The organism is Mesorhizobium sp. WSM4313 (assembly GCF_002294725.1).
Taxonomy (GTDB): domain Bacteria; phylum Pseudomonadota; class Alphaproteobacteria; order Rhizobiales; family Rhizobiaceae; genus Mesorhizobium.
Map to the genome: position 1 here is coordinate 393,397 of NZ_NSFT01000005.1, position 22,133 is coordinate 415,529.

The 22,133-nt window shown below is 64.2% G+C and carries 18 protein-coding genes; 13 read left to right on the forward strand and 5 right to left on the reverse strand.

Features of this window, described 5'->3' with window-relative positions:
• The first annotated feature begins 2 nt into the window (after positions 1-2).
• Together CK219_RS15065 and CK219_RS15070 are read left to right on the forward strand one after the other, a co-directional pair.
• Positions 3-869 carry a carbon-nitrogen hydrolase family protein gene (locus CK219_RS15065; protein WP_095767518.1) on the forward strand — a complete coding sequence of 289 codons (867 nt, stop codon included), beginning with the start codon at positions 3-5 and terminating at the stop codon, positions 867-869.
• Positions 866-1,291, forward strand: a complete 426-nt coding sequence (locus CK219_RS15070; RefSeq protein ID WP_095767519.1) for a DUF1178 family protein — start codon at positions 866-868, stop codon at positions 1,289-1,291. Before CK219_RS15065 ends, CK219_RS15070 begins: the two co-directional genes overlap by 4 nt.
• A 180-nt stretch (positions 1,292-1,471) precedes the next feature.
• Here CK219_RS15070 and CK219_RS15075 read toward each other — a convergent pair whose 3' ends face one another.
• A complete protein-coding gene (locus tag CK219_RS15075; protein ID WP_095767520.1) occupies positions 1,472-1,969 on the reverse strand; it encodes a MarR family transcriptional regulator in 498 nt (165 codons plus the stop codon).
• Positions 1,970-2,067: 98 nt separating this feature from the next.
• On the opposite strand from CK219_RS15075, the gene CK219_RS15080 reads away from it, so the two are divergent.
• On the forward strand, positions 2,068-3,000 hold the full coding sequence (locus tag CK219_RS15080; RefSeq protein WP_095767521.1) for a DMT family transporter: 933 nt from the start codon (positions 2,068-2,070) through the stop codon (positions 2,998-3,000).
• Between the two features lie 157 nt (positions 3,001-3,157).
• Here CK219_RS15080 and ubiG read toward each other — a convergent pair whose 3' ends face one another.
• Positions 3,158-3,907, reverse strand: coding sequence for a bifunctional 2-polyprenyl-6-hydroxyphenol methylase/3-demethylubiquinol 3-O-methyltransferase UbiG (ubiG, locus tag CK219_RS15085; protein ID WP_095767522.1), 750 nt, complete (start codon positions 3,905-3,907; stop codon positions 3,158-3,160).
• A 244-nt stretch (positions 3,908-4,151) separates the two neighbouring features.
• Between ubiG and CK219_RS15090 the strand changes: the two genes are divergently transcribed.
• On the forward strand, positions 4,152-4,709 hold the full coding sequence (locus CK219_RS15090) for a putative glycolipid-binding domain-containing protein (protein ID WP_095767523.1): 558 nt from the start codon (positions 4,152-4,154) through the stop codon (positions 4,707-4,709).
• 30 nt (positions 4,710-4,739) lie between these two features.
• Here CK219_RS15090 and CK219_RS15095 read toward each other — a convergent pair whose 3' ends face one another.
• Complete coding sequence (locus CK219_RS15095) at positions 4,740-5,036, reverse strand: antibiotic biosynthesis monooxygenase (protein ID WP_095767524.1); 297 nt, start codon at positions 5,034-5,036, stop codon at positions 4,740-4,742.
• A 212-nt stretch (positions 5,037-5,248) separates the two neighbouring features.
• Between CK219_RS15095 and CK219_RS15100 the strand changes: the two genes are divergently transcribed.
• The 8 genes from CK219_RS15100 (at position 5,249) to CK219_RS15135 (ending at position 17,294) form a co-directional block, all read left to right on the forward strand.
• Entirely contained in the window at positions 5,249-6,502 is a 1,254-nt protein-coding gene (locus CK219_RS15100) for an aspartate kinase (protein WP_095767525.1), read from the forward strand.
• A gap of 83 nt (positions 6,503-6,585) precedes the next feature.
• Positions 6,586-8,856, forward strand: a complete 2,271-nt coding sequence (gene ptsP, locus CK219_RS15105) for a phosphoenolpyruvate--protein phosphotransferase (protein ID WP_095767526.1) — start codon at positions 6,586-6,588, stop codon at positions 8,854-8,856.
• Between the two features lie 139 nt (positions 8,857-8,995).
• On the forward strand, positions 8,996-10,075 hold the full coding sequence (prfA, locus tag CK219_RS15110) for a peptide chain release factor 1 (RefSeq protein ID WP_095767527.1): 1,080 nt from the start codon (positions 8,996-8,998) through the stop codon (positions 10,073-10,075).
• A complete protein-coding gene (prmC, locus tag CK219_RS15115; RefSeq protein ID WP_095767528.1) occupies positions 10,068-10,937 on the forward strand; it encodes a peptide chain release factor N(5)-glutamine methyltransferase in 870 nt (289 codons plus the stop codon). The genes prfA and prmC overlap by 8 nt, the downstream gene beginning before the upstream one ends.
• A gap of 341 nt (positions 10,938-11,278) precedes the next feature.
• On the forward strand, positions 11,279-12,256 hold the full coding sequence (locus CK219_RS15120; protein WP_245340485.1) for a DUF4167 domain-containing protein: 978 nt from the start codon (positions 11,279-11,281) through the stop codon (positions 12,254-12,256).
• Positions 12,257-12,480: 224 nt separating this feature from the next.
• A complete protein-coding gene (gene clpB / locus CK219_RS15125) occupies positions 12,481-15,087 on the forward strand; it encodes an ATP-dependent chaperone ClpB (protein ID WP_095767529.1) in 2,607 nt (868 codons plus the stop codon).
• A 117-nt stretch (positions 15,088-15,204) separates the two neighbouring features.
• Complete coding sequence (locus CK219_RS15130) at positions 15,205-15,570, forward strand: MmcQ/YjbR family DNA-binding protein (RefSeq protein ID WP_095767574.1); 366 nt, start codon at positions 15,205-15,207, stop codon at positions 15,568-15,570.
• Between the two features lie 191 nt (positions 15,571-15,761).
• Positions 15,762-17,294, forward strand: coding sequence for a L,D-transpeptidase family protein (locus tag CK219_RS15135; RefSeq protein ID WP_095767530.1), 1,533 nt, complete (start codon positions 15,762-15,764; stop codon positions 17,292-17,294).
• On the opposite strand, the gene CK219_RS15140 is transcribed toward CK219_RS15135, so the two are convergent.
• Positions 17,268-17,900, reverse strand: coding sequence for a TMEM175 family protein (locus CK219_RS15140; protein WP_095767531.1), 633 nt, complete (start codon positions 17,898-17,900; stop codon positions 17,268-17,270). The two genes, CK219_RS15135 and CK219_RS15140, sit on opposite strands and share 27 nt — an antisense overlap.
• 222 nt (positions 17,901-18,122) lie before the next feature.
• Here CK219_RS15140 and CK219_RS15145 point away from each other — a divergent pair, with 222 nt between their 5' ends.
• The gene (locus tag CK219_RS15145) at positions 18,123-19,676 is read left to right on the forward strand and encodes an MFS transporter (RefSeq protein WP_095767532.1); all 1,554 of its coding nucleotides are present in this window, start codon (positions 18,123-18,125) and stop codon (positions 19,674-19,676) included.
• Here the strand turns inward: CK219_RS15145 and CK219_RS15150 are convergent.
• Complete coding sequence (locus CK219_RS15150) at positions 19,673-21,652, reverse strand: M23 family metallopeptidase (protein WP_176477019.1); 1,980 nt, start codon at positions 21,650-21,652, stop codon at positions 19,673-19,675. The genes CK219_RS15145 and CK219_RS15150 overlap by 4 nt on opposite strands.
• Positions 21,653-22,133 lie beyond the last annotated feature (481 nt).

Here is a 22,133-nt window from a genome sequence, read left to right on the forward strand (position 1 = left end):
TCATGGGTGTTTTCAAGGCGGCGGCGGTGCAGATGCGTTCGGGAACCAGCCCGGAGCGCAATGCGGCCGACATGGAAAGGCTGGTCCGCGATGCCGCTCATCGGGGCGCCACCTACGTCCTGACGCCGGAAATGACCGGTGCGCTGATCCGCGACAAGCAGGCGGGGGCGGCCGCCTTCACCACCGAGGACAAGGACGTGGTCGTCGCGACCGCGCGCAGGCTGGCGAAGGAGCTCGGCATTCATCTGCATGTCGGCTCGACGGCGATTCTGCGCGCCGACGGCAAGCTCGCCAACCGCGCGTTCCTGTTCTCGCCCGACGGGGCCCTTATTGCCGGTTACGACAAGATCCATATGTTCGATGTCGACCTCGACAATGGCGAGAGCTGGCGTGAATCCGCCTCCTACGAGCCGGGAACGGAAGCGGTCGTGACCGATATCGAGGGGACGAGGCTGGGCTTTGCGGTGTGCTACGACCTGCGCTTTCCGCAACTGTTTCGCGCCGAGGCGATGGCCGGGGCCGAGGTGCTGACGGTGCCGGCCGCTTTCACGCGCCAGACCGGCGAGGCGCATTGGCATGTGCTGTTGCGCGCCCGCGCCATCGAGAACGGCGCCTATGTCATCGCCGCCGCGCAGGGCGGCCTGCATGAGGACGGGCGCGAAACTTATGGCCATTCGCTGATCGTCGATCCGTGGGGGCGCATCGTCGCCGAGGCCGCGCATGACGAACCCGGGGTGATCGTCGCCGAGATCGATCCGGCGCAGTCGCTTGCCGCGCGCCGCAAGATCCCCAATCTGAAGAACGCGCGGGATTTCACCGTCAATGCCGGGACAAGCGAAGCGCCGCGTTTCAGGGGTGCCGCCTCTTGATCCGTTTTTCCCTGATCTGCGAACACGAGCACGAATTCGAAGCCTGGTTCCGCAGCAATGACGACTTCGACACCCAGAAGAAGCGCGGTTTTGTCGATTGCCCGCGCTGCGGCTCGCACATGATAGAGAAGGCGCTGATGGCGCCCGCCGTCTCAACGTCCCGCAGCCGAGAGAAGGTCGCTTTGGCCATCGGCGAGGCGCAGAAGCAGGCGCTGGCGCAGCTCAAGGCACTGGCCCAGAAGGTACGCGAAAATGCCGACTATGTCGGCGACAAGTTTGCCGAGGAAGCGCGCAAGATCCATTTCGGCGAGACCGATCCGCGTGGCATCTATGGCGAAGCGACGCCGGAAGAGGCGCAAAGCCTCGTCGAGGACGGCGTCGAGTTCATGCCGATTCCGAGCTTTCCGGACGACCGGAACTGAGGTGTGTTGATATTCAGGTGATGCCGGCCTGCGAATGGCGGCTTCCTGCGCTTCCGGTGCTCACGTACTTTAAGTACGCTCCGCTCCGGTTCTCGTAAGCCACCATTCTCGGCTGGGCCTGACCTGAATCTCAATACACCTTGGCGCAAGTTCACGAAGGTGGAAAGCAGGAGGCATACGCTAGGCAGAGGTTTGGCCCAAGCTTCCGATCAGTTTTTCCAGGAGTTTCGCCAGCATTTCCCGATCCTCGCGTGTCAGGCCGGCAAGGATTTCGTGCTCGTTGGCGACGTGGGCGGCAAGCGCTTCGTTGATGAGCTCGAGCCCTTTCCCGGTCAATTGCACCACCACACCGCGCCGGTCGTTGGGATGCGGCGCGCGCTGGATCAGGCCGGCCTTCTCCAGCCGGTCGAGGCGCGCGGTCATGGCGCCCGACGTCACCATCGTCGCCTCGTAAAGCTCGGTCGGCGTCAGCGCATAGGGCGCGCCGGAACGGCGCAGCGTCGCCAGGACATCGAATTCGCCGGACTGTAGCCCGAAGCGGGCGAAGACCGGCGCCAGGCGGTCGCGCGCGATGAGCGCCGAGACCTCGTTCAGCCGCCCGATGACGCCCATCGGCGACACGTCGAGGTCCGGTCGCTCCCGTCGCCACTGCTCCATGGCCCTGCTCGCTCGATCCATATCGCTCACCGTAAGTATCTTGACATAAAGAATCTTGACATTATCTTACCGCAAGAAGACCTGGCCGCCAAGCGGTCTCGCAGCGACAGGACGAACCAATGAGATTTCTCTGGGATTCAGCGATTTGGCTTCTGGTCGTAACGGGCGGCCTGCTGGGCATGACGCTGCCGTTCGGCAAGCTCGCCACCGCCGCCGGGGTGCCGGCCATGGCCTGGGCCTTCGTCATCTCGCTGGGCGCAGGCGGCGTACTGTTTCTGGCGCTTCTGCTGCGCGGCGAGCGCATCCGGCTGACCCCGCACAAGCTGCGCTATTTCTTCGTCACCGCAGCGATTTCCTACGCCATTCCCAATCTTTTGATGTTCTCGGCCATCCCGCATCTCGGCGCCGGCTACACCGGCATCATGTTCACCCTGTCGCCGGTGATCACGCTGGTGTTCTCGATCGTGCTCGGTGTCAGGCGCCCCAATCTGCTCGGGGTCATCGGCATCGCCGTCGGCTTTGTCGGCGCGGCGATGGTCGCGCTGACGCGCGGCGAGGCAGGGCAGCCGGCCGACTATTTCTGGGTGGCGATTGGGCTGCTCATCCCGGTCAGCCTTGCCGCCGGCAACATCTACCGCACCGTCGACTGGCCGCAAGGCACCGGCCCGATCGAGCTGGCGGTCGGCAGCCATCTGGCCTCGGCCACGCTGCTCCTCATCGGCATTTTGACGCTTCTGGGCGGGCAAGCCTTCATTCCGCTCGGCGGCGTGCCGCTCGTGGTCGTCGGCCAGGTAGCGTCGGCCTCGGCGATGTTCGCCTTCTTCTTCCGCCTGCAGGCGGTCGGCGGGCCGGTCTATCTCAGCCAGATCGGCTATGTGGCGGCGGCCGTCGGCCTGTTCGCCGGCACGATCTTCCTCGGCGAGCACTACCAGCTTCTGACCTGGCTGGGCGCCGCCATCATCACCGCCGGCGTCTTCATCACGACCAAGGCGCAAAGCCAGACCAGCGCGCCGGCGCCGGTCCGGGTCGAACCGGCGGCGTCCCGCAGCTAGAGCAATTCCAGGAAAAGTGTGAGCGGTTTTCCGTCCGGAATTGCGTCAAAACAAAGAGATAGAGCGGTTCGCCGTTTCCGTGAAACGGTGAAACGCTCTAGTTCTCGTTGCCGCCGGCCACTGGAGGCGTGAGACAGGCGGTCCGGCTTGCCGCCGTTCAGACCGAAGCTTTCTCCGCCAGCACCATGTAATTGACGTCCATGTCCCTGGACTTCTGCCAGCGGTCGGCCAGCGGATGATAGATGACGCCGGTGCGGTCGATCACCGTGAGCCCGGCAGCGCCCAGCGCCTTCGCAAGCTCCTCCGGACGGACCAGCTTGCCGAACTGATGCGTACCGCGCGGCAGCCAGCGCAGCAGATATTCGGCGCCTATGATGGCAAGGCCGAGCGCTTTCAGCGTGCGGTTGATGGTGGCGACGAACATGATGCCGCCGGGGCGGACCATCTGGCCGCATTTGGCTACGAACAGGTCGACATCGGCGACATGCTCGACCACTTCCATGTTCAGGATAACATCGAAGGTCTCGCCGGCATCGGCCAGCGCCTCGGCCGTGGTGGCGCGGTAGTCGACGCTGACGCCGGCCTCCGCCGCGTGCAGCTTCGCCACTTCGATGTTGGTCGCGGAAGCATCGGCGCCGACCACTTCGGCGCCAAGCCTGGCCATAGGCTCGCACAGCAAACCGCCGCCGCAGCCGATATCGAGGAAGCGCAGGCCATCGAAAGGCCGCGCCGCGCGCGGATCGCGGCCGAAACGGGCCGCAACCTGATCGCGGATATAGGCAAGCCGCACCGGATTGAACTTGTGCAGCGGACGGAACTTGCCATTCGGGTTCCACCATTCGGCGGCAAGGGCGGAGAAGCGTTCCACTTCTCCGGCATCGATGGTCGATCGGCGGGGCTCTGGCATAGGCGGGTCTCCTCGAACGCCAAGAAGTCGGGGAACGCTAGGAAGTCGGGCGCGGGGGAGGGAATGTCAAGGCGGGTTTTTTGCCGCTGGCATCAGGGCGCCGGCAAGCCCAACCATGTCGATGGATCAGGCCGCGTTCTGTCAGCGCCTGGCAGCTTGGTTGCCGCGCTGCCGAAACAAATCGGATGGGCGAACGAAAAGCTGTCATGGACAGGGAGCGAGACCGAGACGGGAGTGTGCGAAAATGCGAATTCTGGCTTCGATCCTTTGGCAACGGCTCGACCTGGAGGGGCACGACGGTTGCCTGCTTGGCGAGACGGAAGATGGCCGGACCCTCAAAGGCCATGCGCTTTTCGTCCACGACGCCGGTCCGTGTGGCCTTGCCTATGAGGTGGATTGCGACCTGAGCTGGCGTACCCGTAGGGCGCGGGTCGACGGCTTTTGCGGCATGCGGGAGATGCATTATCAGATTGAACGTCTTGCCGACGGCCAGTGGCTGCTGAACGGCGCAAGCCAGGCGGAGGTTGCCGGCCTCGTCGACGTCGATCTCGGCTTCACGCCCGCCACCAATCTTCTGGCGATCCGTCGGCTCGAGCTTGGCGACGGCATGGCGGCGCCGGCGCCGGCCGCCTATCTGGCCTTTCCTGAACTCAGGCTCTCGCGTCTCGAACAGACCTACCGGCGGCTCGACGACAGCCGCTATGCTTATGCCGCACCCGTGTACGGCTACGATGCTGTCCTGACGGTCTCGCCGGCCGGTTTCGTTCTCGACTATCCCGGTCTGTGGCGAAGCGCTACCTGAGCCGCGAGCGCGCGACCGGCAATGCCGCGATCAACGCGACAGCGCGATCATTGCATGGTTCATGGCGACGCTGCCCGGCTCGATCGCCTGCACGGCTTCGCTGCCGCCGATCTCGGGCATGATGCGGTCGGCCGCCGCCTGGGCCTGTTCCATGCTCTGCCAGCGCACCACGTCCACCCAGCTTCCATCCTCGCGCCGGCCGAGATGCCGGCTGAGGAAGCCTGGCTGCCGGGCGAGCCAGTCAGTGATGACGCCGTTGCTGGCGACAAAGCCGGCTTCGGCGCCGGGCTTGAGGCGGAAGGTGACGATTTCCAGGGTTTCGGTCATGAGACTCTCCAGCGCGCCGTTTCGCCAGTCTTATGGCATGATCGGCGACAAGATTCTGTCAGGATAGACGGTGCCGGGCCGCTCTTGGCCGCGCTCGCTTGCGAAGCGTTGCTGTTTTGGCTAAGGAGGCCGCGCATTCCGGCGCCGGGCTTACCCGGCGTTTCCTCTCGTTCCGGGCTCGAGCCGGCTTCAGTCAAAGGCATTTCGCTTCCATGGCGCGTATCGTGATGAAATTCGGCGGAACCTCGGTCGCCGACATCGCCCGCATCCGCAACGTGGCGCGCCATGTCAAACGCGAGGTCGATGCCGGCCACGAGGTTGCCGTGGTGGTCTCGGCGATGGCCGGCAAGACCAACGAGCTGGTCGGCTGGACCCGCGAAGCCTCGCCCATGCACGACGCGCGCGAATATGACGCCGTTGTCGCGTCGGGCGAGCAGGTCACGGCCGGTCTCCTGGCGATCACGCTGCAGAACATGGGCATCCATGCACGGTCCTGGCAGGGCTGGCAGATCCCGATCAAGACCGACAACGCGCATGGCGCGGCACGCATCCTTGATATCGACGGCGCCTTCCTGATCAAGCGCTTCGGCGAGGGCCAGGTGGCGGTCATCGCTGGTTTCCAGGGCATCGGCCCGGACAACCGCATATCGACGCTCGGCCGCGGCGGCTCCGACACCAGCGCCGTGGCGATCGCGGCGGCGGTCAAGGCCGACCGTTGCGACATCTATACCGATGTCGACGGCGTCTACACGACCGACCCTCGTATCGAGCCGAAAGCCCGTCGGCTGGCCAAGATTTCGTTCGAGGAAATGCTCGAAATGGCTTCGCTCGGCGCCAAGGTGCTGCAAGTGCGCTCGGTCGAGCTTGCCATGGTACACAGGGTGCGTACCTTCGTGCGGTCGTCCTTCGACGATCCCGACGCGCCCGGAATGGGGGATTTGCTCAATCCGCCCGGAACGCTTATTTGCGACGAGGAAGAGATCGTGGAACAGCAGGTCGTCACCGGAATTGCCTACGCCAAGGACGAAGCGCAGATCTCGCTGCGCCGCGTCGGCGACCGTCCAGGCGTTGCCGCCGGCATCTTCGGCCCGCTGGCCGAAGCCAACATCAATGTCGACATGATCGTCCAGAACATCTCCGAGGACGGCAAGTTCACCGATATGACCTTCACCGTGCCGTCCGGTGATGTCGACAAGGCGCTTGCCGTTCTGGAGAAGCTGAAGCCGGAAGTCGGTTATGATGTCGTGCAGTCGGAAGCCGGCATGTCGAAGGTCTCGGTCATCGGCATCGGCATGAGAAGCCACGCCGGCGTCGCCGCCACCGCCTTCAAGGCGCTGGCCGACAAGGCGATCAACATCCGCGCCATCACCACGTCCGAGATCAAAATTTCGATATTGATCGACGGTCCCTATACGGAACTTGCAGTTCGTACTTTGCATTCCGTCTACGGGCTCGATAAGCAATAGCAAGAACTGAGTCAGTTGTTGCGTGAACGCCGGCCGCGGGAGAAACTGCGGCGGGCGAAATGCCCATTGGAGAACAAGCCGCGATGCGTGATACGGCCAGTGGCCCGCGCGTTCTGCTCAAACGGCTTCGCGAGCTCATGCAGGAGCCGCTGGAGCCGCAGGAGCGGCTCGACCGCATCGTGCGTGACATCGCCTCCAACATGGTTGCCGAAGTCTGCTCGCTCTATGTGCTGCGCGCAGACTCGGTGCTCGAACTCTACGCCACCGAAGGTCTGAACCCCAACGCCGTCCACCTGGCGCAGCTCAGGCTCGGGCAGGGTCTGGTCGGCACGATCGCCGCCAGCGCGCGGCCGCTCAACCTCTCCAACGCGCAGGAACATCCGGCCTTCGCCTACCTGCCGGAGACGGGCGAAGAGATCTACAATTCCTTCCTCGGCGTGCCGGTGCTGAGGGCAGGGCGCACGCTGGGCGTGCTGGTGGTGCAGAACAAGACCATGCGCCACTATCGCGACGACGAGGTCGAGGCGCTTGAAACCACGGCGATGGTGATCGCCGAAATGATCGCCACCGGCGATCTCGCGCGCCTCACCCGGCCCGGGCTGGAGCTCGATCTGCGCCGCCCGGTGAGCTTCACCGGCCTTTCCTTCAACGAAGGCGTCGGGCTCGGCCATGTCGTGCTGCATGAACCGCGCATCGTCGTCACCAATCTCTTCAACGAGGACAGCGAGGAGGAGGTGCGCCGGCTGCAGTCCTCGCTCGGCTCGCTCCGGCTCTCCATCGACGACATGCTGGAGCGGCGCGAGGTCGCCTTCGAAGGTGAGCACCGTGAGGTGCTCGAGGCCTATCGCATGTTCGCCAATGACAGCGGTTGGGTGCGCCGGCTGGAAGAGGCGATCCGCAACGGACTGACGGCGGAAGCAGCGGTCGAGAAGGTGCAGAGCGACATGCGCGCCCGCATGCTGCACATGACCGACCCCTATCTGCGCGAGCGGATGAGCGATTTCGACGACCTCGCCAACCGGCTCCTGCGCCAGTTGATGGGGCGCGGCCCGGAGGATGTCGCGACCTCGCTGCCCAAGGACGCCATCATCGTCGCCCGCTCGATGGGCGCGGCCGAACTGCTCGACTATCCGCGCGACAAGCTGCGCGGCCTGGTGCTGGAGGACGGCGCCGCCACCAGCCATGTCGTCATCGTCGCGCGCGCCATGGGCATTCCCGTCGCCGGCCAGATGAAGGGCGCCGTTTCGATGGCGGAAAACGGCGATGCCATCATCGTCGACGGCGAGGAAGGCACCATCCATCTGCGGCCGCAGTCCGACCTCGAGGCCGCCTATGCCGAAAAAGTCCGCTTCCGGGCTAGGCGGCAGGAAGTCTATCGCGAGCTGCGCAAGAAGCCGTCGCTGACCAAGGACGGGGTTCCGGTCGAGCTCTTGATGAACGCGGGCCTTGCCGTCGACCTGCCGCAGCTGACCGAGTCGGGCGCCGCAGGCATCGGGCTCTTCCGCACCGAATTGCAGTTCATGGTCGCCTCGACCTTCCCGCGCGCTGAGGCTCAGGAGCGGCTTTACCGCGACGTGCTCGAGGCGGCGCGCGGGAAGCCGGTGACTTTCCGCACCATCGACATCGGCGGCGACAAGGTGCTGCCTTACTTTAAGGGCGCGATCCAGGAAGAGAACCCGGCGCTCGGCTGGCGGGCGATCCGGCTGACGCTCGACCGCCCCGGCCTGCTCAGAACCCAGATCCGGGCGCTGCTGAAGGCCTGCGGCGGCCGCGAGCTGAAGCTGATGCTGCCGATGGTGACCGAGCTGTCCGAAATCGCGCAGGCGCGTGAGATCATCGACCGCGAGGTCCGGCATCTGTCGCGCTTCGCGCATCATCTGCCCACCAGCCTCAAGCTCGGCGCGATGCTGGAAGTGCCCTCGCTCTTGTTCCAGCTCGACGAATTGATGAAGGCGGTGGACTTCGTCTCGGTCGGCTCCAACGACCTCTTCCAGTTCGTCATGGCCGTCGATCGCGGCAACACCCAACTCGCCGACCGCTTCGACACTCTGTCGACGCCGTTCCTTCGGGTGCTAAAGACGATCGCCGATGCCGGCGTGCGCAACAACACGCCGGTCACTCTCTGCGGCGAACTTGCCGGCAAGCCGATCTCGGCCATGGCGCTAATCGGCCTGGGCTTCCGCTCGATCTCGATGTCGCCGGCCTCGATCGGCCCGGTCAAGGCGATGCTGACCGAGCTGCCGCTGCAGGAGTTGAAAGACTTCTTCAGGGACAATCTGATGGCGCCCAGTCAGGGGACGCCGATGCGGGCCTTGCTTCAGGCCTTTGCAGATGATCGCTCGATTCCGCTCTAGATTCACGTGAGGGCGGTCTGCAAATGGCGATTTTCTGCGCTTCCGGTGCTCATGTACCTAAATGTACATTCCGCTCCGGTTCTCGAAACTCCCAATTTTCGACTCGCCCTGACGTGAATTCCATCGAAGTTCGAAGATCATGATCAACCTGCCCCGCGACCGTATGGATCAAGTCGTCAAGCGTTTCGACATGCTCGAAGCGCAGATGTCGGCCGGACCCGCCGCCGATCAATATGTGAAGATGGCTTCGGAATATGCCGATATCCAGGAGATGGTTGGCAAGATCCGGGCGTTGCGCGCCGCCGAGCAGGAACAGGCGGACCTCGAGGCGATGCTGGCCGACAAGGCGACCGACGGCGACATGCGGGCGCTGGCCGAGGCGGACCTGCCAGAGGTCGAGAGCCGCATCGAGGCGCTGCAGAAAGACATCCAGATCCTGCTTCTGCCCAAGGACGCGGCCGACGAGAGGAACGCCATCCTCGAAATCCGCGCCGGCACCGGCGGCGACGAGGCGGCACTGTTCGCCGGCGACCTGTTCCGCATGTATGAGCGCTATGCCGCCTCGCGCGGCTGGCGCTTCGAGGTGGTGTCGGCCAGCGAGGGCGAGGTCGGCGGCTACAAGGAAATCATCGCCTCGGTGTCAGGCAAGGGCGTGTTCGCGCATCTGAAGTTCGAATCCGGCGTGCACCGCGTCCAGCGCGTGCCGGAGACCGAAGCCGGCGGGCGCATCCACACCTCGGCGGCGACGGTAGCCGTGCTGCCCGAAGCCGAAGAGGTCGATATCGAGATCCGGGCGGAAGACATCCGCATCGACACGATGCGCGCCTCGGGCTCCGGCGGCCAGCACGTCAACACCACCGATTCGGCGGTGCGCATCACCCATTTGCCGACCGGCATCATGGTGGTGCAGGCGGAGAAGTCGCAGCACCAGAATCGGGCGCGCGCCATGCAGATCCTGAGGGCCCGACTTTACGATCTCGAGCGCAGCCGCGCTGATGAGGAGCGCTCGTCGTCGCGAAAGTCGCAGGTCGGGTCGGGCGACCGGTCGGAACGCATCCGCACCTACAACTTCCCGCAAGGGCGCGTCACCGACCACCGTATCAACCTCACGCTCTATAAGCTCGACCGGGTGATGATGGGCGAGCTCGACGAGATTATCGACGCGCTGATCGCCGACCATCAGTCGAAGCTGCTTGCCGATATGAGCCTCGATGGCTGATCGACTGCCTGCCGCGCTCGGGCCGCTGCTCAGGGCGGCGCGCGAGCGTCTGGCCACCGCCGGTATCGACGATGCCGCGCTCGATTCCCGGCTGATCGTCGAACATTTCTCTGGCACGACCCGCGCCCAGGCGATTGCCGAGCCGGGGCACGAGGTGGGCTCGGCGGCGCTTTCGGCCGTTGAAGCGGCCCTGAGGCGTCGCGTCGCAGGCGAGCCGGTGCACCGCATCCTCGGCTACCGCGAATTCTACGGTTTGCGCCTGTCGCTTTCGCCGGAGACGCTGGAGCCCCGGCCGGACACCGAGACGCTGGTCGACGCCGTCCTGCCCTTCGCCCGGGCAACGGCGGAAAGGCTGGGCGAATGCCGTATTCTCGATCTCGGCACGGGCACCGGCGCCATCGCGCTGGCGCTGCTCAGCGCCGTTCCGGCGGCCACCGCGACAGGCGTCGACATTTCGCCCGACGCATTGGCGACCGCAGCCCGAAATGCCCGGAATCTGGGGCTCGGCGAGCGCTTCAAAGCCTTGCATTCCAACTGGTTCGAAAAAGTTTCGGGCCGCTACCATGTAATTGCCTCGAACCCTCCCTATATATCCAGTCGAGAGATCGGAAATCTGCAGGACGAGGTCCGCGATTTCGACCCGCATCGGGCCCTGGACGGCGGTGTGGATGGTTTGGACCCCTATCGGGTCATCGCCGCCGGCGCGGCAGGATTTCTGGAAACGCAAGGCAAGGTAGCGGTCGAGATCGGCCATACGCAGAAAAACGAGGTCAGCGGGATTTTCGCGGCAGCCGGATACAGGCTTGCCGGAGCCTACCTGGACCTCGGCGGCAATGACAGAGTTCTGGCGTTCGAGCGGTGAAAGCCCTGATGCAGCGCGAAAAAAACCGCTTGGCAATACCAGGGAATGCAGTTAGGGTCCGGCTCAACCGGATGAGACGAAGCAGGCAGTGCTCCCAGCGATTCGGTTTTCCTTGGAAATAGCTGCCTTCTTGCGCAAACGACGCCCAAGCTTCGTGCGGGAATCATCCGGCAAGTGATGTAACCGGAACAGGATGGCACGTGGCGCCAACGCAATTGATGCGGGCGAACGCCGGTGAAGAAACGAAACGGCTGGCTGCATGAGCGCCTCCGTTCGTGAAGAGTTTTTCGAAAATTCACTATGAAGAGAGTCTAATGAGGCCACAACAGCAGAACAGGCGCATGCGCGGTCGCAACAACAATGGCGGCGGTGGCAACAACAATAACCGCAAGGGGCCGAATCCCCTGACCCGCACTTACGAGAGCAACGGCCCGGACGTGAAGATCCGCGGATCGGCTCAGCAGATCGCCGAGAAATACGCCACACTCGCCCGTGACGCGCAAAGCTCCGGCGACAGAGTAATGGCGGAGAACTATCTCCAGCACGCCGAACACTACAATCGCATCATTGCCGCCGCACAGGCGCAGATGCCGATCCAAAACGTCCCGCAGAACCGCGACGACTTCGACGACGATCTCGATGAGGATCGCGACGAGTTCGACAATGCCGGCAACAACAGCGGCGCCGAGGCGCCGGCGAACGGCTCCGGGCCGCAGCCGGTGATCGACGGAACGCCGGCGGAACTCGCCTACAACCAGGAAAACGGCCGCGACAACAACAATCGCCGCGACAACAACCCGCGCGACAACAGTGGCCGCGACCGGCATCGCGACCGCCGCAACGGCGGCTACGGCCAGAGCGGTCAGCGTGGCGAAAACGCCCAGCGCAGCGAGCAGGGCGGCCAGCAGTTCGATCAGAACCGCCGCAACGAGGCGCAGCCCGAGGCGGCCGGCGAGGTCGGATCCCAGGGTGAGCAGGCGCCGCAGTTCGACGGTTTCTCGCCGGCCGCGCTCGCAGCCCAGGCCGAGCTCAACGAAGCCGCGAATGGCGGTCGCCGGCCACGGCGTCCGCGGCGCCAGCGCGGCAGCTATGCCGACCAGGCCGGTGGCGGGCAGGGCGACCAGCCGGAGGGCTCGAGCCCCGAAGGTTCCGGTCCCGAAAGTTCAGGCGAAACGCGCAACGCTGCGAACAATAGCGACGAGGTCGGCGCCAAGCCGGCCGAAGAGGCGAACCAGGCGAGGGAGCCTGCCGCCAGCGAGCCGGCAACTGTTGTCAACGAAGCCCCCGGCGAGCCCGTAGCTGCCGACGCAAACAACTGATCCAGACGCCATTTCAAGCATCGCTGACGGCGGAGAGAAATCTCCGCCGTTTTTGTATATGCACCCCCGGGAATATTCTGCATTGATCGACATCAAGGCGTCTTGAGGGACCGTGGCCCATACACCATATCTGCGCTGAACAGGGCTCGGCTCTTTTGAGCGGGTCCGTCACCGCAATCTGATCCGGTGCCGCAAAGTGGGCCGGTGATGGAAGGAGACAGCGAATGAATCTTGAAAAATACTCGGAGCGCGTGCGCGGCTTCATCCAGTCCGCGCAGACCATGGCGCTCTCGCGCAACCACCAGCAATTTACGCCCGAACATATACTCAAGGTGCTCGTCGACGATGACGAGGGCCTCGCCGCATCCTTGATCGAGCGCGCCGGCGGCAATGTCCGCGACGTCAAGCTCGGCGTCGAGACGGCGCTCGAGGCGATGCCCAAGGTCGAAGGTGGCAACGGCCAGCTTTACCTCGCCCAGCCGCTCGCCAAGGTGTTCTCAACCGCCGAGGACCTGGCCAAGAAGGCCGGCGACAGCTTCGTCACCGTCGAGCGGCTGCTGCAGGCGCTTGTCATGGAGAAGTCGGCCAAGACCGCCGACATCCTGTCCAAGGCGGGCGTCACCGCGCAGGCGCTCAACCAGGCGATCAACGACATCCGCAAGGGCCGCACCGCCGATTCGGCCAGCGCCGAGCAAGGCTACGACGCGCTGAAGAAATACGCGCGCGACCTCACCGCCGACGCCCGCGCCGGCAAGCTCGATCCGGTCATCGGCCGCGACGACGAGATCCGCCGCACCATCCAGGTGCTGTCGCGGCGCACCAAGAACAATCCCGTGCTGATCGGCGAGCCGGGCGTCGGCAAGACGGCGATTGCCGAGGGCCTGGCGCTGCGCATCGTCAATGGCGACGTGCCGGAATCGCTGAAGGACAAGCAGTTGATGGCGCTCGACATGGGCGCGCTGATTGCCGGCGCCAAATATCGCGGCGAGTTCGAGGAGCGGCTGAAGGCCGTGCTCAACGAGGTCACCTCGGCCAGCGGCAACATCATCCTGTTCATCGACGAGATGCACACGCTGGTCGGGGCCGGCAAGGCGGACGGCGCGATGGACGCCTCGAACCTGTTGAAGCCCGCGCTGGCGCGCGGCGAATTGCACTGCGTCGGCGCGACCACGCTGGACGAATACCGCAAGCATGTCGAGAAGGATGCCGCGCTTGCCCGCCGTTTCCAGCCCGTCTTCGTCGACGAGCCGACGGTGGAAGACACGGTTTCGATCCTGCGGGGCCTGAAGGAGAAATACGAGCAGCACCACAAGGTGCGCATCTCCGATTCCGCGCTTGTGTCGGCGGCCGCGCTTTCCAACCGCTACATCGCCGACCGCTTCCTTCCCGACAAGGCGATCGACCTGATAGACGAGGCGGCGTCCAGGCTGCGCATGCAGGTCGATTCCAAGCCCGAGGCGCTGGACGAGATCGACCGCCGCATCATGCAGCTCAAGATCGAGCGCGAGGCGCTGAAGGTCGAGAAGGACGAGGCCTCGAAGGACCGGCTTGCAAGGCTGGAGAAGGAACTCGCCGATCTCGAGGAAGAATCGAGCGAGCTGACCACCAAGTGGCAGGCCGAAAAGCAGAAGCTTGGTCTTGCCGCCGACCTGAAGAAACAGCTCGACGAGACGCGCAACGAACTGGCGATCGCGCAGCGCAAGGGCGAGTTCCAGCGCGCCGGCGAGCTTGCCTATGGCAAGATCCCGGAGCTCGAGAAGAAGCTCAAGGAAGCCGAGGCGCAGGACGGCAAGACCGGCATGGTGGAAGAGGTGGTCACGCCGGACCATGTCGCGCATGTCGTATCGCGCTGGACCGGCATTCCGGTCGACAAGATGCTGGAGGGGCAGCGCGAGAAGCTCTTGCGCATGGAAGACGAGATCGGCAAGCGCGTCGTCGGCCAGGGCGAAGCCGTGCAGGCGGTGTCCAAGGCCGTGCGCCGCGCCCGCGCCGGGCTGCAGGATCCGAACCGGCCGATCGGCTCGTTCATGTTCCTCGGACCGACCGGCGTCGGCAAGACCGAGCTCACCAAGGCGCTGGCCAGCTTCCTGTTCGACGACGAGACGGCGCTGGTCCGCATCGACATGTCGGAGTTCATGGAGAAGCACTCCGTCGCCCGGCTGATCGGCGCGCCTCCCGGCTATGTCGGCTATGAGGAAGGCGGTGCGCTGACCGAAGCGGTGCGGCGGCGGCCCTATCAGGTCGTGCTGTTCGACGAGATCGAGAAGGCGCATCCGGACGTGTTCAACGTGCTCCTGCAGGTGCTCGACGACGGCCGGCTGACCGATGGTCAGGGCCGCACGGTCGACTTCCGCAACACGCTGATCATCATGACGTCGAATCTCGGCGCCGAATATCTGGTGAACCTGGCCGACGACCAGGACGTCGATGCCGTGCGCGACGAGGTGATGGCCGTGGTGAAGGCCTCGTTCCGACCGGAGTTCCTCAACCGCGTCGATGAGGTGATCCTGTTCCACCGGCTGCGCCGTCTGGATATGGACCGCATCGTCGAGATCCAGCTCAAGCGGCTGGAGAACCTGCTTACCGATCGCAAGATCACGCTGTCGCTGGATCACGACGCGATCGAGTGGCTGGCGTCAAAGGGCTACGATCCGGCCTATGGCGCCAGGCCGCTGAAGCGGGTGATGCAGAAGGAGCTGCAGGATCCGCTGGCGGAGAAGATCCTGCTCGGCGAGATCCTCGACGGTTCGACCGTCAAGGTCACCGCCGGTTCCGACCGGTTGAACTTCCGCTCGAAGCCGACCGTGGTGGCGACGGAAGCCGCCGCCTGATTTCGGGCGAGCTTGAATGAACGCGAAGCGCGTCGCACCGGACTGGTGCGGCGCGCTTTTTTATTGCCGGTGACTGCGCATAATCAGCTGCCGATTCGGATGACCGGGAAGGACTCGATGAAACTCGATGATTACAACGGCTTCTGCGCTTCATTGCCCGCCACGACGCATGTCGTTCAGTGGGGCGGCGCCCATGTCTGGAAGGTCGGCGGCAAGGTGTTCGCCATCGGCGGCTGGAACGAGGGCGGGCAGCTTTTCGTCACCTTCAAATGTTCCGAGATGGCCTATGATGTGCTGAAGGATCAGCCGGGCTGCCGGCCGGCGCCCTATCTTGCCTCGCGCGGCATGAAATGGATCCAGCGTCAGACAAGCCAAAGCATGGATGATGCGGCGCTCAAGGACTATCTGCGCGAAAGCCACCGCCTGGTCGTCCACAAGCTGACCAAACAGGCGCGCAAGGAATTGGGCCTTGCCGCATCCTAAGGATCTTATGCATGTCGTTCTCGCAAAACCGCGGCACACTTTTGCGTGACATGCATCAGCGGATATTCCTCGAGGCACCGGAAAACCGCCATCTTCATGCCCGGTTCATATTGGAACCTTAGTCTGGGTAACTGGTTTGCTGGCGAAGGTTCGTCCGCCAGGAGCCTCGTCGACCGGAGAGCTAGACCCCCATGCTGCGCTTGATTTTTTCCCTTTCGGCACTCGCGGCCGGGCTGGTGTCTTCCAGTGCGTTCGCCGCGCCGGGCGTGGACGGCGGGCCGAGCGCGCGTCCGGCCGAGCGCGGTGCGCTGGTGCTGGCGCAGGAAGGCAATATCGACATCTATTATGACGCCAGGGGCAACCGCGTGCTGGTCGATGCCGACACCGGCAAGGTGATCGCCATCCAGCCGCCGGGGAGCAGGCTTGATCGCCGCTCGCTTCGCCGGCAGATGCGCATGCAGGAACTCGGCCGCGCGCCGGCCGATGACGACGACCGCTATTATCTCGACAACCCCGAGGACATGGCGCGCTTCCGCCGTCGGCAATTGGAAGAGAACGGCCGTGTCATCCCGCCGCCGGTCGACGAATACGACGACAATTCCGTCGATGCCTATCCGCCGGCGCCCAACAATGATGAAGGCTACGCCACTACCTATCCGGAGGCGCCTAAATCCGACACCATCAAGCGCCAGCCGCTGAACGAGGCGTCGATCGACCCGGAGCAGCCGGGCCAGGGCGAAGTGCTTCAAACCAATCCGGACGCCGAGCCGTCGCTGCCGCCGAACACCGGCGGCAAGGCCGCGGTCGATCCGTCGCTGTCGCTCGGGGTGCGCCAGGACGTTGCCGCGCTACAGGTGCTGCTCGATCGCGGAGGCGCTTCGCCGGGCGTGATCGACGGGCGCTTCGGCTCGAACGTCGACAAGGCGCTGGCCGCCTACAACGAAATAAACGGCACCAATCTGAAATCCACCGATGCAGTCGGCATCCAGGCGGCGCTTGCACAGTCGGGCGGCGACGCCTTCGCCTCCTACACGATCACGCCGGAAGACGTGGCCGGCCCTTACGTCGCCTCGATACCGGAGGACTACAGCCAGAAGGCCAAGCTCGACTGCATGTGCTACACCTCGGTCACCGAGGCGCTGGCCGAACGCTTCCATATGGACGAGACCTATCTGAAGTCGATCAACAAGGGCGTGGACTTCAATCGCCCGGGCACGATGATCAAGGTCGCCAATTTCGGCAAGCTGGTCTCGACGCCGGTAACGCGTATCATCGCCGATAAGACCAAGAAGGAAGTCTACGCCTATGATGGGAGCGGCAAGCTGGTCGCGGCCTATCCTGCGACCATCGGCTCGGCCGACACGCCGTCGCCGACCGGCATCCATGCCGTCTCGCGCATCGCGCTCGACCCGAACTACACCTACAATCCGAACATCAATTTCAAGCAGGGCCAGAACGACAAGATCCTGACCGTCCCCCCGGGACCGAACGGTCCGGTCGGTTCGGTCTGGATCGCACTCGACAAGCCGACCTACGGTATTCACGGCACGCCCGATCCCTCTAAGATTGGCAAAACCGAGAGCCATGGCTGCGTGCGCCTGACCAACTGGGATGCACGCGAGCTTGCAAAGCTGGTGTCGCCGGGCGTCACGGTGGAGTTCGTGGGCGGATCAACAATCGCGGATGTCGGCGGGACCTCAACCGATGAGTTTACGCAGCAGTAAGGCGCGCGGCGCCGCGGCGTAGATGAGCTGCACCAGCAGGATGAAGCCTATGCTGAGCAGCGGCGTGATCAGGCAAAGCGCCGCGCCGACCGCCCACAGGATCTGCGCCTTGACGATTCGCTTGTAGACGGTGCGTCGCGTTTCAGCATCGACGTCCTCGGCGATCATGCCCTTCCTGTCGGCATACCACCAGCTTGCGTACAGCGTGGCGCCCAGCATCAGCAGGTTCAGCCAGTAGACCAGTACCGCGCCCCTGAATGCCAGGAAATCGGCGAGAAGGTCGGTTGAGAAGGGCAGCAGCGCGATAAAGGCAAGGAAGCATAGGTTGAGCGTCGCGAGCCGCCGGTCCGATTTCGCGATCAGGCCATGCTGTGCCTGCTGTCCGAACCAGAAGATGGTGAGCGTGAGAAAGCTCAGCGCATAAGTCAGGAATCGCGGCGCCAGCGCCAGGATCGCGGCGAGCAATTCGCCTTCCGAATGCACCGCCTCATGCGACGGCACTCTGATCTCCAGCACGATCAAGGTCAGCGCGATGGCGAAAACGCCGTCGGTCACGCCGACGATGCGTCCGCGTCCTTCCGCCGACGGTTCGAGCGGACGCTTCATGGCTTCCCCCTCTCACGCATGATCGTGGAACCTAGCACGCCGGTGGCGGTTTGCATCAGGATTGAGCCCACCTCGCCATCCGGCCCTGAATCAAAAAGAGAGCATGATGTCGTCCGAAAACCGCTTCACACTTTTCGGCATCATGTTCTGTCATCTGGTTTCAAGAACAGCGATGCTCTGGCTTGTTGTTGCGCCCGCGCGAGGGGGCTAAGCAGGGATCCGATGTCATCAGCGAATGAAACCACTGCCGATTCGCATTCGCCCGCGCGGGCGAACGGCACGTTTTGTCCTCAGACGCTGCGAAAATTCGTGCTGGTCGCTGCGATCCTCGCCTCTGCGCTCGGCTTCATCGACGGTTCGATCCTGGCGATCGCCATGCCGGCGCTGCGAGCGGATCTCGGCGCCAGCCTGGCCCAAGCGCAGTGGATTTCCAACGCCTATGCGTTGACGCTGTCGGCGCTCATCCTGGTGGGGGGTGCTGCCGGCGACCGGTTTGGACTGCGGCGCGCCTTCGTGATCGGGATCGCGTTGTTCGTCGCGGCTTCGCTCGCCTGCGCGCTGGCGCCCGATCCGGCTATATTGATCGCCTTCCGCGCCATCCAAGGCATTGGTGCGGCGATCATGGTGCCGGGCAGCCTGGCCGTCATCGCCAAAGCCTATCCGAAGAAGGAGCGCGGCCGGGCGATCGGCATCTGGGCCGCCGCTTCGGCGCTGACCACGGCGCTCGGTCCCGTGCTGGGCGGCTTCGTGCTCTCGACTTTCGGCAATGGCGTCTGGCGCGCGATCTTTGCCATCAACCTGCCGCTTGGGCTGATCTCGATCTATCTGCTTCTGGCCAAGGTGCCGGCCGACAAGCCAACCGAAAAACGCAGCCTCGACCTTGGCGGTGCGGCGCTGGCGACGCTTGCTTTCGGCCTGCTCGCCTACGGGTTGACGGCGATGAATGCCGAAGGCGCAGGGTTGATGTCGGGCCCGGCGATCGTTGCCGGCATGGTCCTGCTTGTGGTCTTCATCTTTTACGAGCACAGGCGGCGCGATCCGATGATCGATCTCGGCCTGTTCCGGATCAGGGCCTTTGCCGGCGCCAATCTGGCGACGTTTTTCCTTTATTTCGCGCTGTCGGCCAATTTGTTCTACCTGCCGATGCTGTTGATCGCCGGCTGGCGGCTGAGCGAGGCCGAGGTCGGCTTCATCTTCGTGCCGCTGTCGGCGTCGATCGCGCTTTTGTCCGGACCGGTCGGCCAGTGGTCGGATCGCATCGGTCCGCGTTTCCCGATCGCCAGCGGCAGCATGGTTGTGGCCGTTGCCTTCGCCGGCCTTGCCTTGCTTACCCATTTCGGCATCCACGATTTCTGGATCGGCACCTTTCCGCTGATGGCGCTGATGGGGCTTGGCATGGCGCAAGTCGTGTCGCCGCTGTCGACCGCGGTCATGACGTCCGTGGAGGACAAGGATACCGGGGCTGCATCCGGCATCAACAACGCGGTCTCGCGCGTCGGCGGCCTGATCGCGGTGGCGGCGATGGGCTCACTGGCGGCCTGGGTTTACGCGCGGATGACCGGCAATGCCGCCGGGGTGCCCGGTTTCGGCGAGCCGCCCGCCTCCGGGCTGGCCGCCAATATCGAAGCGGCCAGGATTGCGGCAAGCGATTCGGCTTTCGCCGCGGTCGCGGCGGTCACGGCGCTGCTTTGCGTGCTGTCTTCGCTCACCGCCTGGTTCACGGTTCCCGGACAGGCATCGCCCTGGCCGCAAAAGACAAACGATGAGCAAGATTAGTTCGGAAGCTGCGAATCAGTCTTGGCGCTGGCAACCTTCAGCGCATTGCCGTCTTCCTGCTTCAGAAGATCGTCGATGCGCTCGCGCTCTTTCTTGAAGGCGACGAGATCGTCGCCCTTCAAAACCTTGCCGACCGGCAGGCGCACGCGCATCGAATCGACCTTGGTGCCGTTGACGATCAGTTCGTAGTGAAGGTGCGGGCCGGTAGAGAGGCCGGTCTGGCCGAGATAGCCGATGACCTGCCCCTGCCGGACATGAACGCCTTCCTCGATGCCTTTGGCGAAAGCGCTCTGGTGATTGTAGGAGGTCTCGTAACCATTGGCGTGGCGGATGATGATCTGCTTGCCGTAGCCGCCGGCCCAGCCGGCCTTCTCGACCACGCCGTTGCCGGCGGCGATGATCGGCGTGCCGATCGGCGCTGCCCAGTCGGTGCCGGTGTGCATCCGGACGTAGCCAAGGATCGGATGCCGGCGTGCGCCGAAGCCGGAGGTGAAGCGCCCATTGGGCAGCGGATTGCGCAGCAGGAACTGCTTGGCGCTGCTGCCGTTCTCGTCGAAATAGTCGACGCTGCCGTCCTGCATCTGGAAGCGATAGAAGTTGCGTGTTTGTCCGCCGAAGGTCGACGAGACGTAGAGAAGCTCAGAGCCGTCGGAGGCCTGGTCGTCGCCGTCAGGTTGGGAGAACAGCACTTCGAGGCGGTCGGAAGGCGAGAGCCGCGACTGGAAATCCACGTCGGAAGCGAGCAGCTTGATCAGCTTTTGCGTCATCGCTTTCGACATGCCGTAGGAATAGGCGGTGCGGTAGATGCCGTCATAGACATTGGGCAGATTGCCGCGCACCACGACGGGCTGCGAATCGTCGAACGCCGTCAAAAGCTCGGGATTGGGCTCCGGCTCCTGCGCCGGCACATACTGGCCATGGTCATCGAGCGCTATGGTGACGATGTGCGTGGTCTTGTCGTAGACGCTGGTGCGCACGACCTTGGCGATGTCGCCGCGCACCTCGAGGCCAACGCGCAGCACCGTTCCGGCCTTTAGCGCCGGGGCGTTCAAAAGCTTGGCGATCGCCTCCGCCATGCCGGTGGCGTCGTCGCCGGTATAGCCCGAATCGGCATAGGCCTCGGCGATATCGGTATCCTTGGTGAAGGGAATGATTTCCTCGGCGAAGGCAGGCGTCTGGTCATCCGGCGTGGCACGCGGCGCCACCGAGACGTTTTCCTGCGTGATCTTCACGTCGTAGGAGCCGGCCATCGATTCGGCGAAGGCATCGCCGAACCGCTGCGGATCGATATAGTGCAGCGCTGCCACCTGGACGGCGCCGTCGCTCAAGCCGGTGCCGGCGTCCCGCACCACCTTTTCAACCTCGTCGGCGGAGAGATCGCTTTTTTCGTCGAAGGAGGCCGTCTCGATCGGGAAATCGACCGTCTTCAGGCTCATCTCGCTTTCGACCTTGGCGCCGTAAATCTGTCCGGCGACCGCGGTGGCCGTTGCGGGTTGCGCGTTGTCGTCGCCGTCGTCGCCGAACACCTGCATCGGGTCGAACGGCGGGTAGGGGCGGCTGGTGGTGTGGCCGGCGGCCAGGGCCATCTTGATCTGCACGAAGGGCATGGTGTGGATAACGTCACGGTCGCCGACCTTGGTGACCATCGACACTTCCATGCGCCGCCGGTCCTTCGCCCGGGCAATCTGTCGGGGTGCCACCAGCCTTGTGGTCTTTGCCTGCTCGCCGGAATCATCGCCGCCGCTGGCAAGACCGATGAGCTCGGCGATTTCCGGCGGGGTCGCCAATTGCTGGCGCCCGTCAAGGGCGGCGAACAACGCCACGCCCATCAACACGCTCGATGTCACGCCGGTGAGGAAGGTGCCTGACAGCCAGCGCGCCGAGACCTCGCGGCGGTCGGGCGGACCGCTGCGGCCATCCGCGATCAGCGGCGGCTCGTTGCCGAGTTCGGCTATGACCTCTTCGGTGTCTTGCATCCAGAAAGGCTGCTTCTTCCCCAGGCGAAACGGCTTGTCGTTGTCGTTGTGGCCATGACAATTGCCTGTCACGGCGGTTGAAGTCAACGAAGCGGCAGGCCGGGCCGATATCCCCAATCATGCGCCCCCTTGCGCAGGGCGCCCTGTCATCCGTCGTCGGCGCGCCTCGCATGTACGCGCGCGCCTTCCTCATATGGGCCGGTTTCACGCCCTAATGCGGCGGCAATAGGGCTTCGTTGCGGATAACCTGGGGGCTGCCGCAAGGGCAGTCGGCTATCGAAAAAGCGGTTCGAAAAATTCGTCGCAAAAAATTCAAAAAAGTTCGAAATCGGTGTTGACGCGTCGAGGGAGGTCCGACTATATACGGCCCACGAACGAGGGCGGTGCGCCGCTGGCGACGAAGAAGTTTGCTTCTAGGTCTGCCCTCTGCTGAAATTCAAGAGAGCCGCGTGAGCGACACTCGATTGGCCCCGAAGCCGAA

Coding starts and splice junctions, on each gene's coding strand:
- CK219_RS15065 (WP_095767518.1), top strand. CDS start 3: ATGGGTGTTTTCAAGGCGGCGGCGGTGCAGATGCGTTCGGGAACCAGC.
- CK219_RS15075 (WP_095767520.1), bottom strand. CDS start 1,969: ATGGATCGAGCGAGCAGGGCCATGGAGCAGTGGCGACGGGAGCGACCG.
- CK219_RS15080 (WP_095767521.1), top strand. CDS start 2,068: ATGAGATTTCTCTGGGATTCAGCGATTTGGCTTCTGGTCGTAACGGGC.
- ubiG (WP_095767522.1), bottom strand. CDS start 3,907: ATGCCAGAGCCCCGCCGATCGACCATCGATGCCGGAGAAGTGGAACGC.
- CK219_RS15090 (WP_095767523.1), top strand. CDS start 4,152: ATGCGAATTCTGGCTTCGATCCTTTGGCAACGGCTCGACCTGGAGGGG.
- CK219_RS15095 (WP_095767524.1), bottom strand. CDS start 5,036: ATGACCGAAACCCTGGAAATCGTCACCTTCCGCCTCAAGCCCGGCGCC.
- CK219_RS15100 (WP_095767525.1), top strand. CDS start 5,249: ATGGCGCGTATCGTGATGAAATTCGGCGGAACCTCGGTCGCCGACATC.
- ptsP (WP_095767526.1), top strand. CDS start 6,586: ATGCGTGATACGGCCAGTGGCCCGCGCGTTCTGCTCAAACGGCTTCGC.
- prfA (WP_095767527.1), top strand. CDS start 8,996: ATGATCAACCTGCCCCGCGACCGTATGGATCAAGTCGTCAAGCGTTTC.
- prmC (WP_095767528.1), top strand. CDS start 10,068: ATGGCTGATCGACTGCCTGCCGCGCTCGGGCCGCTGCTCAGGGCGGCG.
- CK219_RS15120 (WP_245340485.1), top strand. CDS start 11,279: ATGCGCGGTCGCAACAACAATGGCGGCGGTGGCAACAACAATAACCGC.
- clpB (WP_095767529.1), top strand. CDS start 12,481: ATGAATCTTGAAAAATACTCGGAGCGCGTGCGCGGCTTCATCCAGTCC.
- CK219_RS15130 (WP_095767574.1), top strand. CDS start 15,205: ATGAAACTCGATGATTACAACGGCTTCTGCGCTTCATTGCCCGCCACG.
- CK219_RS15135 (WP_095767530.1), top strand. CDS start 15,762: ATGCTGCGCTTGATTTTTTCCCTTTCGGCACTCGCGGCCGGGCTGGTG.
- CK219_RS15140 (WP_095767531.1), bottom strand. CDS start 17,900: ATGAAGCGTCCGCTCGAACCGTCGGCGGAAGGACGCGGACGCATCGTC.
- CK219_RS15145 (WP_095767532.1), top strand. CDS start 18,123: ATGTCATCAGCGAATGAAACCACTGCCGATTCGCATTCGCCCGCGCGG.
- CK219_RS15150 (WP_176477019.1), bottom strand. CDS start 21,652: ATGCAAGACACCGAAGAGGTCATAGCCGAACTCGGCAACGAGCCGCCG.